The organism is Megasphaera sp. UBA4382 (assembly GCF_002391155.1).
GTDB lineage: Bacteria > Bacillota > Negativicutes > Veillonellales > Megasphaeraceae > Megasphaera > Megasphaera hexanoica.
This window is the reverse complement of the sequence record NZ_DGRS01000015.1, coordinates 19719-35465: the sequence shown is the minus strand read 5'-3', so window position 1 is coordinate 35465 and position 15747 is coordinate 19719. Positions and strand designations below refer to the sequence as shown.

15 protein-coding genes and 1 riboswitch are annotated in these 15747 nt (G+C 49.8%); of the genes, 2 read left to right on the top strand and 13 right to left on the bottom strand.

Going from position 1 to position 15747, the window contains the following annotated elements; translation table 11 throughout:
• Positions 1-34: 34 nt before the first annotated feature.
• From dusB to B4H10_RS01205, 9 genes are all read right to left on the bottom strand, one after another.
• A complete protein-coding gene (dusB, locus tag B4H10_RS01245; RefSeq protein WP_075581983.1) occupies positions 35-1024 on the bottom strand; it encodes a tRNA dihydrouridine synthase DusB in 990 nt (329 codons plus the stop codon).
• Positions 1008-1772, bottom strand: a complete 765-nt coding sequence (locus tag B4H10_RS01240) for a type III pantothenate kinase (RefSeq protein WP_059076712.1) — start codon at positions 1770-1772, stop codon at positions 1008-1010. The genes dusB and B4H10_RS01240 overlap by 17 nt, the downstream gene beginning before the upstream one ends.
• A gap of 146 nt (positions 1773-1918) precedes the next feature.
• Positions 1919-2890 (bottom strand): biotin--[acetyl-CoA-carboxylase] ligase, encoded by a 972-nt coding sequence (locus tag B4H10_RS01235; RefSeq protein WP_292018032.1) that lies wholly within the window; start codon positions 2888-2890, stop codon positions 1919-1921.
• Between the two features lie 200 nt (positions 2891-3090).
• Positions 3091-5073: an ATP-dependent zinc metalloprotease FtsH gene (ftsH, locus tag B4H10_RS01230; RefSeq protein ID WP_277345551.1), complete on the bottom strand. Its 1983-nt coding sequence runs from the start codon at positions 5071-5073 to the stop codon at positions 3091-3093.
• A 119-nt stretch (positions 5074-5192) separates the two neighbouring features.
• Entirely contained in the window at positions 5193-5732 is a 540-nt protein-coding gene (gene hpt, locus B4H10_RS01225; RefSeq protein ID WP_059076710.1) for a hypoxanthine phosphoribosyltransferase, read from the bottom strand.
• Positions 5733-5753: 21 nt separating this feature from the next.
• On the bottom strand, positions 5754-6773 hold the full coding sequence (gene tilS, locus B4H10_RS01220) for a tRNA lysidine(34) synthetase TilS (RefSeq protein WP_113855426.1): 1020 nt from the start codon (positions 6771-6773) through the stop codon (positions 5754-5756).
• Positions 6770-7678 carry a Ppx/GppA family phosphatase gene (locus B4H10_RS01215; protein ID WP_292018031.1) on the bottom strand — a complete coding sequence of 303 codons (909 nt, stop codon included), beginning with the start codon at positions 7676-7678 and terminating at the stop codon, positions 6770-6772. The genes tilS and B4H10_RS01215 overlap by 4 nt, the downstream gene beginning before the upstream one ends.
• 89 nt (positions 7679-7767) lie before the next feature.
• On the bottom strand, positions 7768-8205 hold the full coding sequence (locus B4H10_RS01210) for a S1 domain-containing RNA-binding protein (protein ID WP_059076707.1): 438 nt from the start codon (positions 8203-8205) through the stop codon (positions 7768-7770).
• A gap of 121 nt (positions 8206-8326) precedes the next feature.
• Positions 8327-8659 (bottom strand): FtsB family cell division protein, encoded by a 333-nt coding sequence (locus B4H10_RS01205; RefSeq protein WP_059076706.1) that lies wholly within the window; start codon positions 8657-8659, stop codon positions 8327-8329.
• Positions 8660-8862: 203 nt separating this feature from the next.
• Between B4H10_RS01205 and B4H10_RS01200 the strand changes: the two genes are divergently transcribed.
• On the top strand, positions 8863-10266 hold the full coding sequence (locus B4H10_RS01200) for an FAD-binding oxidoreductase (RefSeq protein ID WP_059076705.1): 1404 nt from the start codon (positions 8863-8865) through the stop codon (positions 10264-10266).
• 49 nt (positions 10267-10315) lie between these two features.
• Positions 10316-10432: riboswitch (FMN riboswitch) on the top strand.
• Between the two features lie 86 nt (positions 10433-10518).
• A complete protein-coding gene (locus tag B4H10_RS01195; protein ID WP_059076704.1) occupies positions 10519-11736 on the top strand; it encodes a bifunctional 3,4-dihydroxy-2-butanone-4-phosphate synthase/GTP cyclohydrolase II in 1218 nt (405 codons plus the stop codon).
• 86 nt (positions 11737-11822) lie between these two features.
• Here B4H10_RS01195 and pnuC read toward each other — a convergent pair whose 3' ends face one another.
• The 4 genes from pnuC to B4H10_RS01175 form a co-directional block, all read right to left on the bottom strand.
• The gene (gene pnuC / locus B4H10_RS01190; RefSeq protein WP_059076703.1) at positions 11823-12542 is read right to left on the bottom strand and encodes a nicotinamide riboside transporter PnuC; all 720 of its coding nucleotides are present in this window, start codon (positions 12540-12542) and stop codon (positions 11823-11825) included.
• Position 12543: 1 nt separating this feature from the next.
• A complete protein-coding gene (locus B4H10_RS01185) occupies positions 12544-13284 on the bottom strand; it encodes a nucleoside phosphorylase (RefSeq protein WP_059076702.1) in 741 nt (246 codons plus the stop codon).
• Positions 13285-13308: 24 nt separating this feature from the next.
• Positions 13309-14901 (bottom strand): bifunctional metallophosphatase/5'-nucleotidase, encoded by a 1593-nt coding sequence (locus B4H10_RS01180; RefSeq protein WP_059076701.1) that lies wholly within the window; start codon positions 14899-14901, stop codon positions 13309-13311.
• 125 nt (positions 14902-15026) lie between these two features.
• The gene (locus B4H10_RS01175) at positions 15027-15692 is read right to left on the bottom strand and encodes a Crp/Fnr family transcriptional regulator (RefSeq protein ID WP_170087273.1); all 666 of its coding nucleotides are present in this window, start codon (positions 15690-15692) and stop codon (positions 15027-15029) included.
• Positions 15693-15747: the final 55 nt, after the last annotated feature.

Genomic DNA, 15747 nt, shown 5'->3' with positions numbered 1-15747 from the left:
GTAACTTTAATTATATGCATATACGTGCCTGGTGTCAATGTTCTTCCTTTTCCAGCAATGTCCTGATGAGGGACTCAAAAACAGCCGTACTTTCTGCCCTGTTGAGCCGTTCCCGTATGGCTGCCGACCCGTACAATCCTTTCGTGTACCAGGCTGCATGGGAACGCATTTCCCTGAGAGCTGTATAATCGCCCTTATAGGCCCGCAGGGCCTGGAAATGCTCCAGCATCTGCCGGTACCGTTCAGCCGGTGACGGCGGGGACTGTATGGTTCCCGATTCCAGATAAGCCCGTATCTGTGGAAAAATCCAAGGATTTCCCTGGGCTCCCCTGCCGACCATGATGGCCTGGCACCCTGTCTCATCGAACATCCGCGCAGCCGACGGTCCATCGATAATGTCCCCGTTGCCAATGACCGGGATGGATACAGCCCGGACGACGGCAGCGATTTTTTTCAAATCGGCCTTCCCGCTATAAAACTGCTCTCTCGTCCTGCCATGGACCGTAACGGCAGCCGCCCCGGCCGCTTCTGCCCGTTTTGCCAGTTCCGGAGCCGTAAATTCCTCCTCATTCCACCCCGTACGCATTTTAACCGTAACGGGAATGGATACAGCCTGGACGACGGCACGGATAATCGCTTCCGCCCGGGGAAGATCTCTCATGAGAGCCGCTCCTTCGCCATTGGTCACTACTTTTTTTACAGGACATCCCATGTTGATATCGATTATATCGGCACCCGCTTCTTCTACCGAAGCTGCCGCCTTTGCCATCGTATGAGGGTCGGCCCCAAAAATCTGCATGGATACCGGATGTTCTTCCGGCGCTATGCGCAGCATGTCCTGCGTATGTACATTATGATACAGCAGCCCCTTGTCGCTGACCATTTCCGTACAAACCAAAGCCGCGCCATAGCGATGAGCAATGACGCGGTACGGTAAATCACAGACACCAGCCATCGGAGCTAGTATCACAGGCGCAGAAAGCCGCACAGTGCCGATATAAAACGGCTTAGCGGTTGCGTTCATAGATAATTCTCAATCCTTCCAAGGTAAGCATAGGTTCGACAAGATCAATGGATTTCGTCGCCGGGGCAATAATGACGGCCAGTCCTCCCGTTGCGACGACACGGGCATTGCTCCCCAGTTCACGGCGCATCCGTGATACGATGCCATCCACCTGGCCCACAAAGCCATAATACACGCCTGCCTGCATACTTTCTACGGTATTGCGGCAGATAACCCGCTCTGTGCGCCGCACTTCGATACGGGGCAGCAGAGCCGTGCGCTGTACGAGTGCATCTGTCGAAATGCCGATACCCGGACAGATGGACCCGCCCAGATAATCTCCTTTCTTATCGACGGCACAGAACGTAGTAGCCGTACCAAAATCAATGATGATTACCGGACCACCATATAATTCATACGCTGCAACAGCGTTGACGATGCGGTCGGCTCCCACCTCACGGGGATTGTCATATTTTATATCCATGCCAGTCCGGATGCCCGGGCCGATGATAAGCGGCGCAATGCCAAAATAACGCTGGCACATCCGTTCCAAAGTCGGCATGACAGAAGGCACGACGGAAGAAATAATGATAGCGTCGATTTCTTCCGAATTCACATGATTTAAATAGAAAAGATTGCGCACGAGCACGCCGTATTCATCGGTCGTGCGCAGACGATCTGTCGAAATACGCCAATGATCGAGAAGTGTCTTATCATCAAAGATCCCGAGCACAATATTGGTATTGCCTACATCAATAACTAATAGCATGGTTTGATCCACCTCTGTATTCGATTCGATACAACAGACGGCAGATGAAATAACCGTCTCTGTCACTGTATCACACTTCCTATATGATAACAGAGTTTACCATAAAAAGACAGAGCACGTACCATAAAAATTATGAAAAATTGCCTTTACGCCTGAATCGGGCGGACGCGGACATCGCCGGCCAGAACCCGTTCTACTCCGCTATCAGTCCGGACCAGCAGATTTCCACTGTCATCCAGGTCAAAAGCCACACCGGAAAACGTGCGGTCCGGCATGACGACTTCTACTTCTTTACCAAGCATGCAGGATAATTTCTTCCATTCTTCTAATATGGGAGAAAATCCTTCTTTTTCCGCTTCAATATAGTAACGTTCCAAGTCACAGAAAACATCCCGCAGCAGCTTTGTCCTGTTTACCGGTATATTTTCCATGGCAAAACTGGTTACTGTCTTTTTCAGATCCCGGGGCAGCATTTTTTTCGTAATGCCCGTATTGATGCCGATGCCCATGATCAAATAATTGATTTTTTCCATAGAAGCGTTGAGTTCCGTCAGAATACCGACAATCTTTTTATCATGCACCAGAATATCGTTGGGCCATTTAATTCCGCATTCCAGTCCCTGCTGGCGCAGAGCATGAGTGATCGCCACGGCAGCGAGAAGAGTCATCTTCGATACTTCCATAGGCAGGAAAGGAGGGCGCAGGATAAGCGAAAACCATAGTCCCTGGGCAAAAGGCGATAAAAAGGAACGATTCAGCCGTCCCCGGCCGCCGCTCTGTTCTTCTGCCACGACAACCGTACCTTCTTCCGCCCCTTCATTGGCCAGTTTTTTGGCCAATGAATTGGTCGAATCTGTTTTTTCGTAATAAACCAGATTCTGGCCAATGACTTTAGTCGGCAGTCCTTGTGTAACGGCATCAGGATGCAGGAGTTCCGGTGCTTCCTTCAGGCAATACCCTTTTTTTGTAAATGATTCTATGACATATCCGCGCTGTTTCAGGACGCGGATATGCTTCCAGACAGCGGTGCGGGATATGCCGAACATATCTGATATTTTTTGTCCTGATACAAATTCGCCTTTATGTTCCAGTAAATAATCCAAGATATCCTGTCTCAAATTCGTTCCTCCTTTCCCCTGTCCGATACAGCGGGGATGCAACCCAGTTTTATTTCCTACTGCAATTGTAGCATAATAGTTTTTACTGTCAATACCATAAAATTACGTAATCGATAAAACTTTAAGATATGTTAATAAACAAATCGCTCTAGCCATTTCTACAAAATAAAGCTGCAACTATAGCTGCAGCTTTATTTTATTTATTCATCTTTTTTATTCAGTGTATTTCCCCAGGGGCTGACTTCTACAGAACCAGACGGCGTTTCCGTTTTATTATCGTCTGGCTTGGAATCGGCCAGAGGTTCCGGTGCAGTCTGACCTGCTTCCTGTGTTTCTGTGCCTGCACTCTGGGCCGCATCTGTATCAGCCGTTTCCGGTTCAGGTGCATCCAGTGTACCGTATTCGACGAGGTTTTTTACCTGCACACTGTTGATTGTTTCTACTTCCATCAGCGCATTTGCCATGCTCTTCAGGGCATCGAGATGTTCCCGCAGGATGCGGAGTGTATCTGCATAGGCTTCGGAAACTATATCATGCATTTCCTTATCGATCAGTTCGGCTACGCGTTCACCGTAATTGCGTTCGTGGCCAAGGTTCTTACCCAGGAACACCTGTTCCTGCTGTTCCCCGAATACCATAGGCCCCAGCTTGCTGCTCATGCCCAGGCGGGTAATCATCTGGCGGACAATACGGGTAACGCTCTGAAGATCACCCGATGCACCGCTGCTGATTTCGTTGAATACAATCTGTTCTGCAGCCCGGCCACCCAGGGCGACGCGGATTTGAGCCAGATAGTATGACTTCGTTTCGTAAGACCGGTCTTCTTCCGGAAGCATCATCGTATATCCGCCCGCACGGCCGCGGGGAATAATCGTGACCTTATGGACCGGATCGGCATCAGGCAGCAGATAGGCAATGAGCGCATGGCCTGATTCGTGTACAGCCGTAAGGCGTTTTTCCTTTTCGCTGATGACATGACTGCGCCGTTCCGGACCGAAGCATACTTTTTCACTGGCTTCTTCCAGTTCCGGCATATTGATGACTTTCTTATCCTGACGTGCGGCCAGGAGAGCCGCTTCATTGAGCAGGTTGCCCAGGTCGGCCCCGGTAAATCCCGGTGTCTTCTTGGCAATCGTTTCCAGATCGACGTCCTTACCCAACGGTTTCCCCTTGGCATGTACTTTCAGGATGGCAATCCGTCCCCGCAGATCCGGACGATCTACAGTAATTTGACGGTCAAACCGGCCAGGACGGAGTAATGCCGGGTCAAGGATATCCGGACGGTTCGTCGCGGCGATGGTAATAATTCCTTCATTGGCGCCAAACCCGTCCATTTCGACCAGCAGCTGATTCAGTGTCTGTTCCCGTTCATCATGTCCACCGCCGAGACCAGCACCACGCTGACGGCCTACGGCATCGATTTCATCGATGAAGACGATGCAGGGGGCATTTTTCTTGGCCTGGGAAAACAGGTCACGTACACGGGACGCACCGACGCCGACGAACATTTCTACAAAGTCCGAACCGCTGATGCTGAAAAACGGCACGCCTGCTTCCCCGGCAACAGCACGGGCAAGCAGCGTCTTACCCGTCCCGGGAGGTCCGAAAAGAAGAACCCCTTTCGGAATCTTAGCGCCGATATTGTTATATTTGCTCGGGTTGCGCAGGAACTCGACGATTTCTGACAGCTCTTCCTTAGCTTCATCTTCACCGGCAACGTCTTTGAAGGAAACCTTGATTTTTCCTTCTCCATGCATTTTGGCATGACTTTTACCAAAATTCATGACCCGGCCGCCACCGCCCTGTGTCTGCTGCATGATGAAGAACCACACACCAATCAGGATCAGGATTGGCAGCACGTTGCTAAGCATGCTCATCCACCAGGAAGGCTGTTCAGGCGGCTTGGCAATGATATTGACATCGGCATCCCGAAGTGCCGGCAGCAAGGCCGAATCAGTCGGTGCATAGGAAGTGAAGGACGTACCATCTTTCAACTGACCGACGATGGCATGATCATCCGTAATCTGTACAGCATCTACTTTCTTCTGCTGGACCTGATTCATGAAATTCGTATACGTGATTTCGGACTTGTCTGACTTATTAGTCGTAAAAGCATCTATGATGGAGACGGCAACGATAATAATAAGTAAGTAAAGGCTTACATTCCGCACAAATTTACTCAAAATACTGCTCCTTTCGCGCACGTTTTTATGAATATACAGGTTCATCCCTGCCGCAAGGAGAGAGAAGTAACCAAATATATTCTTATATTATCACACTTTAAGGAAAGCAACAACATTTTTTAATGACTGTACACTTCTTCTTTCAATACGCCAATATACGGCAGATTCCGATAGCGGCTGTTATAGTCCAGTCCATATCCTACGACAAAAGCGTCGGGGATTTCAAATCCATTATAATCGACAGGGATATCTACTTTCCGGCGCGACGGCTTGCTGAGCAGCGTCGCAATCTTTACGGAAGCGGCCCCCCGTTCCAGGAGAAGGGGTTTCAATTTGCTGAGCGTAACCCCCGTATCTATGATATCTTCGACGATGAGGATATCCCGGCCCCTGACATCACTGTCCAGGTCTTTACGGATCTTGACAAAGCCCGAAGAAGTCGTCGAAGCGCCATAACTGGAGCAGACCATGAAATCAAATTCAACAGGACCATCGATACAGCGGGCCAGATCGGTAAAGAATGTGACGGCCCCCTTTAAAATGCCACAAAGCAATATATTTTTCCCCTTATAGTCATTCGTTATCTGCGCGCCTAATTCGCGTACGCGGGCCTTGATCTGTTCTTCTGTAAATAAAACTTGCTTTACGTCACTATGCATGATTTTCCTCCTGAATATGAATCAATGATGCTGCCGCTTTTTAAATGCCCCCCGGGCAGCACGGGTAAAACACAATTGTTCTTTTGTCGTATATACACAGAGGCCCAGCCCTTCAAAGCAATGACCGGCACCTTTTGCAGCCAGCTGGCGGACGGTTTCCGTATAGTGGAATGGCACATCATGAAAACTTTGGAGCACACGGGAAAACAAATACCGGATAAGGCGTCGCTGCATAGCCAGTGGCTGTAACAGCAGGGCCTTCTTTTCGATACTGGCGCCCTTCTGGTCTTCCTGCACCAGAGAAGCAGCCCGTTGTTCCGTCTGGCGGGAAAGAAATTCCTCGTCGGCACCGGCCAGCACGGCCAGCCTGTTCAAATCGGCTATGACTGCCGGATTATATTTTTCCAGTTGTGGTATCAGTTCCAGGCGGATGCGGTTCCGCCCGTATTCCCGGCTCTGATTGGTTTCGTCTTCGCAGGGAACCAGTCCCCGTTCTTTAATATAATCTTCTATATCCCGCCGTGTCAAGGCCAGAAGGGGCCGGATGATGTCGCCATTTTTAGGTCGGATTCCGCCCAGGCCCTGAAGGCCGCTGCCGCGCAACAGGTGCTGCAACACCGTTTCGGCCTGATCGTTCTGCTGATGTGCTACAGCAATTGCCGAAGCTTGGCATCGTGCTGCACATTGCCGTAGAATGCGGTAGCGTTCCGTCCTTCCGGCCGTCTCCAGACTCTGATGCGTCACCGCCGCAACGTGGGGCACATCGACAAATTCCCACATGAAACCACAGCCCCGTTCTTCTGCCGCCTTCCGTACTACCGGAACCTCATCATCAGCCGCCCGGCGGATGCCGTGATGCACATAACACACGGTCAGCGTCAGATTCCACGCACGGCGCAGAGATGCCAGCACATCAAGCAGGGTCAGCGAGTCCGGCCCGCCGGAACAGGCAATGAGCAGGTGATCACCCGGCAGGAACAGCTGTTCATGCCGGCAGAATGACTCTACTTTATCCCGGAGGCGTCCGGCCGTGGACTTCATCGGTTCCGCCAGGCCGCATCCTGGAACGCCTGGCTGTAAAAAATACCTTCCATGAGATCTTTTTCACTGATCTGGATTTCCGGAATATCATAATGGCAAAGGCACGAACGGGCTATAAGCAGACCGGGCAGGATGATATCGCTGCGCCGTGGCTGCAGTCCTTTTATATGACGCCGTTCCTCCGGCGTCATACGTTTCAGTGTGTCAATCCAGCCTGACAGACAATCCCGGGTAATGACAGTGCCTTCTACCCGGTCCGCATCATAGGGATCCAGTCCCAGTTCCATAGCTGCCAGTGACGTAAGCGTGCCGCCCACGCCCAGCAGCCGGTCAGGAACAGCCGGTATGGGCAGCCACTGATTGCGGCAGCGCCGTTCCAGCGCGTCACATGCCGCCGGACCGGATACGTCCTGACAAAACCGCACGGCCCCCATGGGGTAACTATGCGACCAGAGGCTCCTTCCCTCTTTTCCCAGTGCCATTTCACTGCTGCCGCCCCCTATATCGAGGACTGCCACGACCATTCCGGGCAGCGCACTGCCTGCCGCTCCGCGATAGCTGAACGAGGCTTCTTCCAGCCCGCTGAGAATGCGGCAGTGCCAGCCAAAGCGGGCCCGTACTTCCGCCAGGAAGGCCTGTCCGTCCGAAGCTTCCCGCACGGCACTCGTCGCTACGGCGCAAACGCACAGATCCGGGTACGCATCGTTCCACTGCCGCATAGCTTCCAGCGAGGCCTCTACTCCTTCGCTGGACAAACGGCCGGTCCTGGATACGTCTTTTCCCAGACGGGTCGTCGCTAATTCTTTTTTTGAAAAATGCCATTGTCCGTCCCGGTCTCTTTTTCCCCGCATGAAGCGGAGAGAATTTGATCCGATATCGATAACGGCATATACATCATGTTCCATAACTGCTCCTTTTCGCATAACAGGAAGAAACAAAAAGAGCATTCCCTGTCGGAATACTCTTTTCCCTCCATACCTTCCTGGATACGGAATTAATCAGCATGCCGGGCACCGCGGCCGCCGCGTTTCGATTCAGTATTGCGTTTCAGATCCATCAACCGTTCATCGCTTTCTTTCAAAAATCTGCTCAGCCGATCTTCAAAGGACAGAGACTGGGGAGCGCGGCGGTTCATGTCAAACCCGCCATTGTGGTGGTGAAATTCCCGCTTGGAATGAAACTCTTTCTTTTCCGGAGCCGGCTGTGTCCGCTTGATAGACAGGCCGATCTTCCCTTTTTCATCAATAGATAATACCTTGACATGTACCTTATCCTGAACTTTCAGGAAATCATGAACATCTTTTACATATTCATTTGCTACTTCAGAAATATGGACGAGACCAATTTTTTTATCCGGCAGTTCGACAAATGCACCGAACTTGGTTATTCCTGTAACAGTTCCTTCCAATACACTGCCTACTTCGATTGTCATGCTGCTAAGACATCCTCCTTTAACTATAGACACGCGTCGCAAATAGCGTTTACACACATTATACTAATAAACATTAAAAAATTCAATCGTAAATTATGCTTTCTACTGCCTTTCCGCCCCATCAGCGACGGTATGGGATTTCACCCGGCTTTGCCAGTCCGAACTGTTCCCGCGCCTGCCGCATGATTTCTTCCGGTGAAGACAGCCGGTCTTTTTCTTCATGCAGTTTCTGGTTTTCTTCAGTCAATTCCCGTTCCTGGTTGACCGTTATCGTCATATCCTGATGAATCTGCCATAACTCATATATCTTGGAACCGAGAAACAGGCCGCCAAAAATCAAAATAGCCACGACAATCCGCTTATAAGCAGACCAGCCCGCCTTTTTCCTGCGGCGGACGTTCCGTCTCCTGCCCTGCCCGGATAGGCGCGGTCGTCCTGTACGTTTCACCGTCATGTCTCAGCTCCTTTTCAGATTAAAAAAATCTTAACTTATAGTATACCTTGAAATGACTACAAGATAAAGCCTTTTCCCGATATTTAAAGGGAAATGCCGTAATGTGGCTGACGAAAAGGGCCAATTTCTTAGAGATTATCCCCTTTTAAAATAGGAGAATCTCTCCTATAATAGACATATGTATTCGAAAAGGAGGCTACGTTATGCCATATACACCGATAAACGATGAAATACTGACCAGGCTGAAAGAAATTGCCGGCAGCAAAAATGTCCTTACAGAGACTGACGCCATGCAGCCATACAGCCATGACGAAGTAACCGATCCGGCATACCACCATATGCCGGAAGCCGTCGTATTTGCCGAATCAGCCCAACAGGCCGCGGCCATCGTACAGCTGGCCAACGAGTATCATTTCCCTGTCGTTCCCCGCGGTGCCGGAACAGGGCTGGCCTGCGGAGCTGTTCCCATCTATGGAGGCATCGTATTGTCACTGGAAAAAATGAACCATATCCTGGAAATCAATACAGACAGCCTGTACGCAGTCGTTGAACCGGGTGTGCGCACGTCAGATTTGCAAAAAGCCGCTGAAGAAAAAGGATTATTCTATGCCGGCGACCCCTGCAGCGGCGATTCCTGTTTCATCGGCGGAAACATCGCGACCAATGCCGGTGGCAACCGGGCCGTAAAATACGGGACAACGCGGCATCAGGTCTATTCCATTGAAATCGTAAATCCTACGGGACGGATTGTACAGCTCGGTGCCCGCCTGCAGAAGCAATCGACGGGATATTGTCTGGATCAGCTGGTCATCGGATCAGAAGGAACACTGGGCATCATCACCAAAGCCACGTTGAAATTACTCCCCAAACCCCGGTACAAGCTGGACCTTCTCGCCGTGTTCGACGACACAGCAGCGTCCATCGGCGTCGTCAATAAAATCATAAAAGCCGGCATAACGCCGACGTGCGTTGAGTTTATGGACAACATCACCATCAAATCCGTAGAACGCTATCTGAACGAAACGCTCCAAGGCAGCGATACGGGCAATTATCTGATTGTGGAAGTAGAAGGCACGAGTGAAGACGACCTCGATGATAAAGCCATCGTCCTCGACGAACTATGCACGGCCAGTGGTGCTTCTTCCGTACTGGTCGCCGACCCGGCCCGTATCTGGCAGGCCCGCAAGGCCTTTGCCGAAGCGGTACGTGCCGAAAGCCTTATCGTATGTAAGGAAGACGTCGTCGTCCCTGTCGATCAGGAGCCGCGGCTTCTGGCCCGGATTCTGGAACTGGCCCGGAAATATGGCCTCATCACACGCATCGCCAGTCATGCCGGAGATGGCAATATTCATTTGAACATTTTGAAAAACGAGGACCTCACATACGAACAATGGGAAGAAAAAGTTTCGGAAAATCAGCAGGAGCTGTATCGTTTCATTTATCAGCTGGGTGGCCGTCTGTCTGGTGAACACGGAATTGGCAGCAAACGCAAGGCATTGATGGAAGAATTCACCAATCCCGACGAACTGGCCATGATGCGGGCCGTAAAAAAAGCGCTCGATCCAAACAACATCCTCAATCCCGGTAAAATCTTTGATGTGGAATGAATACCTGAAAGGTGTCTCTTTACTTCCTTTCTATTTGCAGGTATAATAGAATAATCTTCAGGGCAGGGCGCAATCCCCGACCGGCGGTGACAGTCCGCGAACACGCAGTGTACGATTTGGTGAAATTCCAAAACCGACAGTAGAGTCTGGATGAGAGAAGATATGATGATAGTGTATGTGTATTCTTATTGTCATAAAGCCCTGTGCATGCATAGTGCAACAGGGCTTTTAATTATATACAGGAGGTTTCTGATGGATACAAAAGAACAAACATATAATACGATTGAAGAAGCAATCCAGGAATTGCAGTCTGGTCATATCGTCATGGTTGCCGACGATCCCGAACGGGAAGATGAAGCCAACTTCATCTGCGCTGCCCAGTACTGCACCCCGGAAAACGTCAATTTCATGATGAATCATGGCAAGGGACTCATCTGCCTGCCCGTCAGTCAGGAATATGCCCATAAGCTGGGCTTGTTCCCTATGGTAGGCGAAAACACCAACAACAACCATACGGCTTTTACCGTTTCTATCGACTATAAAGATACAGATTCGGGTATCACGGCAGAAGACCGGGCCCGTACTATCCAGAAAGCCGCGACAGATTCTATCTCAGCTGATGATTTTACCCGGCCGGGACATGTATTTCCCCTGACCGGCGTCAAGGGCGGTGTCCTCATGCGCAACGGCCACACGGAAGCCACATTGGACCTGTTGCGCCTGGCCGGGCTGAAGCAAGTCGGCGTATGCTGCGAAATCCTCGATGAACGCGGCGAAATCATGCACTCCAAGGCACTTTGGGAACTGGCCCGCACTCACCACCTGACTTTCGTCTCCATCCACGATCTGCAGAATTACTGCCGTCGTCATGACAAACACGTCGTGCGGGAAGCTACGGCAAAGATGCCTACCAAATACGGCGAATTCAAGATTTACGGTTATATCAATGACCTGACCGGGGAACACCATGTCGCCCTCGTCAAAGGCGAAATCGGCGATGGCAAAAACCTCCTCTGCCGGGTCCATTCGGAATGCCTGACCGGTGATGTCTTCGGTTCCTGCCGCTGCGACTGCGGTGAACAGCTGGCCGCCGCCCTGACGCAGATCAATAAGGAAGGGCGGGGCATCCTCCTGTATATGCGCCAGGAAGGACGCGGCATCGGCCTCATCAATAAGCTCAAAGCCTATGCCCTGCAGGAACAGGGGTATGACACAGTAGAAGCCAACGAAAAACTGGGCTTTGCCCCGGATCTCCGCGAATACTGGATTGGTGCCCAGATACTCCAGGACCTGGGTGCCCGGGAATTACGACTCCTTACCAATAATCCCCTCAAGATTTACGGTCTCGAAGGGTTTGGCGTGGAAATCGTCGAACGGGTTCCCATTGAAATGCCGGCCCAGAAATTTGATGAATTCTATCTGGAAACTAAGAAAAATAAGATGGGGCATATCTTGACTCATCTGAAATAAGTGATTGTAAAAAAGGCAGTAGCATTACGCGTTTTTGCGTAATGCTACTGCTTTTTTAAGCGGAATCATATGTGTATTACGTAATCTTAAGCTGCGCCGCCTTCATTATCGGCTTCACCGCTGGACCATACTTTCTGTGCATAGATGGCATTGAACAACAGAGCGGCCTGTAACGCCACCTGGGACAAGTTGGCTCCCAGGGTGCCAATCGTGTTGTCCCCCAGTACCATCTGAACCGATAAAATCGTCCAATAAATAAAATTGGCAATATTGACAAAAATCCAGAGAGACCAGTTTTCATTATACTTCAGAATGTAGAGAATCTGAGCTATAAAACTGACTACGAAGTTAATGGAATCAAAATAAGGCAGCTGGCCGCCTACCTGGGCCAGGACGAACCAGCCGGCCGCCCAGGCAATGAAGGCTGCCATAAATACTTTTTTCCGCGTCCCCGGTTGAAACGAATGAGTCGTTTCCTGATGCCCCCACATATACCATCCTATCGGCTGGGAAATGACATAGACGATATCCATGGCAAAAGACCCATAGGCATGGCTGATCCAGGCAATGTATGTCATGGCAACGCATTGTACAAAGCCAAAGATAAAAGATATTTTACGGCCTTTCATGCCGTATACCAGACAAAGCACTCCGGCTACGCCGGAAATCATGCCGACGATGCTGTCGGGGGCGATGGCATAGACGACGAGCTGCAATAAAATCAGCACGGCCACATAGGTAACTTCAAAGCGCTTCCAGTTGGTAAAGAGCTGGCTATAAAACCAATTATGCTGTGTTGTTTCCATATTATGCTTCTCCTTCCGGATCAGAAAGGATCTGCAGAGCCGTCACGAGCGAGTCCTGTTCTCCCTTTGCCACGAGATCGGCACTATTCACTAAATCATTGACACCTTCTGCCAGGTCTCCCTGATAGAGGACGACATTATTCAGGATCGACAATGTTTCCATATGGCGCAAGCGGCCGATAATCATCAGAATCCCCGATTCCATATCATCGGCGACAATGCCCTTTTCAGACCAGAACGCTTCGGTCTTATCATTGTCATCCATATAAAATCCATCGTGCGAACGGATAATGCCATAACAGGCCTTTGGAGCATATGTATGGGCCAGGGCCAGGAGCCGGAAGGACGGTACGGCCGGATATATTTCCGGCACATACTTGCGGGACAGTCCATCATCGCGGACAGCTCCTTCGGCAATCACTAACTGCCCTAGCGGTATATCATGCTGCATGGCTCCGGCAGAACCGACGCGGATAACCCGTTTAATACCGACATTATGCATTTCTTCCACGGCAATGCCCGCAGACGGTGCTCCGATTCCTGTAGACATAGCTAGTATCTTTTTCCCCTTGTACATGCCAATAATGGATTTGTATTCCCGGTTACAGGCCCAGGGAACGACATGATCCATCAATTTCGCAATCGTATCTACCCGTGCAGGATCTCCCATGATAATGGCAGAATCCGTGTCAATGGCTTTGGTCAGCTGGGTATGGGGCTGAGGAATTTCTTTCGCTTCCATACTGAATCCTTCTTTCCCTTTTGTCTAAATAATCGTAATACGGCCCTGTGGTTTTGCATACGTATCTCCCACGTTTCCTCCCAGAGCTTCTTTGATATAATTGCGGGCAGCATCGACATCGAGATAATCGACATCACCAACCGTTACTTTAGCGGGATCTGTCAAGGCAGAATAGGTATCGCCACCCGATGTCAGATAATCGGGAACGACGATGCAATACGTCGCATCGGGGTTGAAGGATTTGCCACCTACTTTTGTAATGGTCACGCGGCTTCCCGGTTTTGCCGGACTATAATAGGTGGAATGAGGATATACGTCCCCTTTGGCATAAGGTACCCGCGTATCGACGGTGTATTCAATCCCTGCTACCTGCGGAAATGCACCAATAGCTTTCGGGGTCGTACAGGTTGCGGCTTCCAGGATTTCCAATAACGTCGATCCTTTCATCGTCACATATTGGAGGTAGTTGTGATAAGGCATGACGAGCAGCAAATCATTTTCTGTGATTTTTCCCTTGTTGATAGAAGCACGGATACTGCCGCCATTCATGATAGCCCCATCAACACGGACATGCTGTAACACTGTAGCCTGACGTACCTGCCACAGGAAGGCATCGGCCAGAAAATCACCCAGATTCGTTTCTTCAGTCCGGACGCCGGGTGCGCGTGTGCCATCGAGTGTCATCGCCGTTGTGCCGACCACACTGGCCAATTTCTTGGTAATACGGGCCTGTGCCTTATCTACTATAGCTTTTACTTTAGGATCTTCCTTATTATATCGTCCATAAGGATACAGGTCTTCTTTCCATTTCCCATCAACCTGTTGAATGACACCGATATTGGCCAGATGTGCCCCCGTTTCGGCTAACAGTGTGCCGTTTACTGTACGGTCTTTTATGACATGATCATGGCCATCAATAAAAATGTCAATTCCCTGAACGTGATTGAGCACATCGTCCGACCGATCTCCCGCTGCATCGGGAGCACTTCCCAGATGACCGATGGCAATGACCAGATCACAGTCTGCATCTTTTAATGCATTGACTTCCTTTTGAGCAGCCGTATACATATTATCTTTAGCCAGGAACGTCAGTCCCCGCGTACTTTTCGGGTTGGAAGTCGTCACCGTCGAAGGGGTCGTCAGGCCAAATACGCCAATGTTCAGATTGCCTTTTTTAAGGATGGCATGTGTCTTCGGAGTAAACGGCTTTCCCGTGGCGTCTACGATGATATTCGCTGACATGACGGGGAAATGAGCCTGCTTGATGCGCTGTTGTGTGACATCCGCCCCATAATCGAATTCATGATTGCCCAGGGCCATGGCATCGTATCCGGCGGCATTCATGAAATCAATAGCCGTTTTTCCTTTGCTCAGATTGACCAGATTGTTGTCCTGGATTGCATCCCCTGCATCGAGCAGTAATACTTGTTTTCCCTGGGCTTCAAAATCTTTTCTGAGTGCCGCAACGGTTGCCATACCGTTGACACCATCGGCACGCTGATCGTATCCATGAGTATCGTTAGTATGCATAATGACCAAATGAGAATAATCTGCTGCAAATGCTGAACTGACTAAACAGGACAGAACCAGCGCCAGGGCTGCAGTTTTCTTTTTCATGTGTACCCCTCCAATTAAGTTACTCTAATGCTATACGTTTGTTATATATTTTCATTAGTATTATACACTAACTAACAGAAATATTCAGATTTTTTTCCATATGGCAGTTCCCTTTCCCGTCTAAATCAGCTATGGAACAGGGTAAACGTTTCTTTATTATAGTCAATAAGGCCATCCCGCTTCATTCTGCCCAATTCAGCCGACATGGCAGACCGGTCTACGGATAAAAAATCTGCCAGCTGCTGCCGGTTAAATTCGATGGAAAACGTATCCTTGCCTCTTTTTCTCGCTTCGTGTGATAAATAGGCCATCAGTTTCTGCCTTGTCGAACGCTGTGACATGTATCGTATTTTTTCAGTCAGTACAAGATTTTTTCCAGCCAATACTGCCAGCAGATTGGCCGCCAATGTTTTCTGACTTTCCGTCAGCGTCGTGTGGCCACCCAGGATGTAGCGGAGATTGATGAACAGCACTTCACTTTTTTCTACCGCCATGACATCGACGGCAGAACGGGCATCGGGAAGACTGGCAAAAGCTTCTGCAAACATGCCTCCTGCAGGGATATATGCCAGTATATTACGATTTCCCCAGTAATCCTCTTGTATAATATGGACACTACCATGTAGAACAATGCCCAATGCATGCACTTCATCACCGGCATAAAAGATAAAATTTCCCTTATCGTATGAACGTACACGGCTTCCCATATCTTTAAGGAGTACATCGATTTCCTTTTCGTTAATTCCCAGAAATAAGGGCAATTTTTTTAATACAGTCACATTTTGATTCATTTCGCACCTCATTGTTAGAATAACAACAGATTTTTCTTTCTTATTGTACTATACT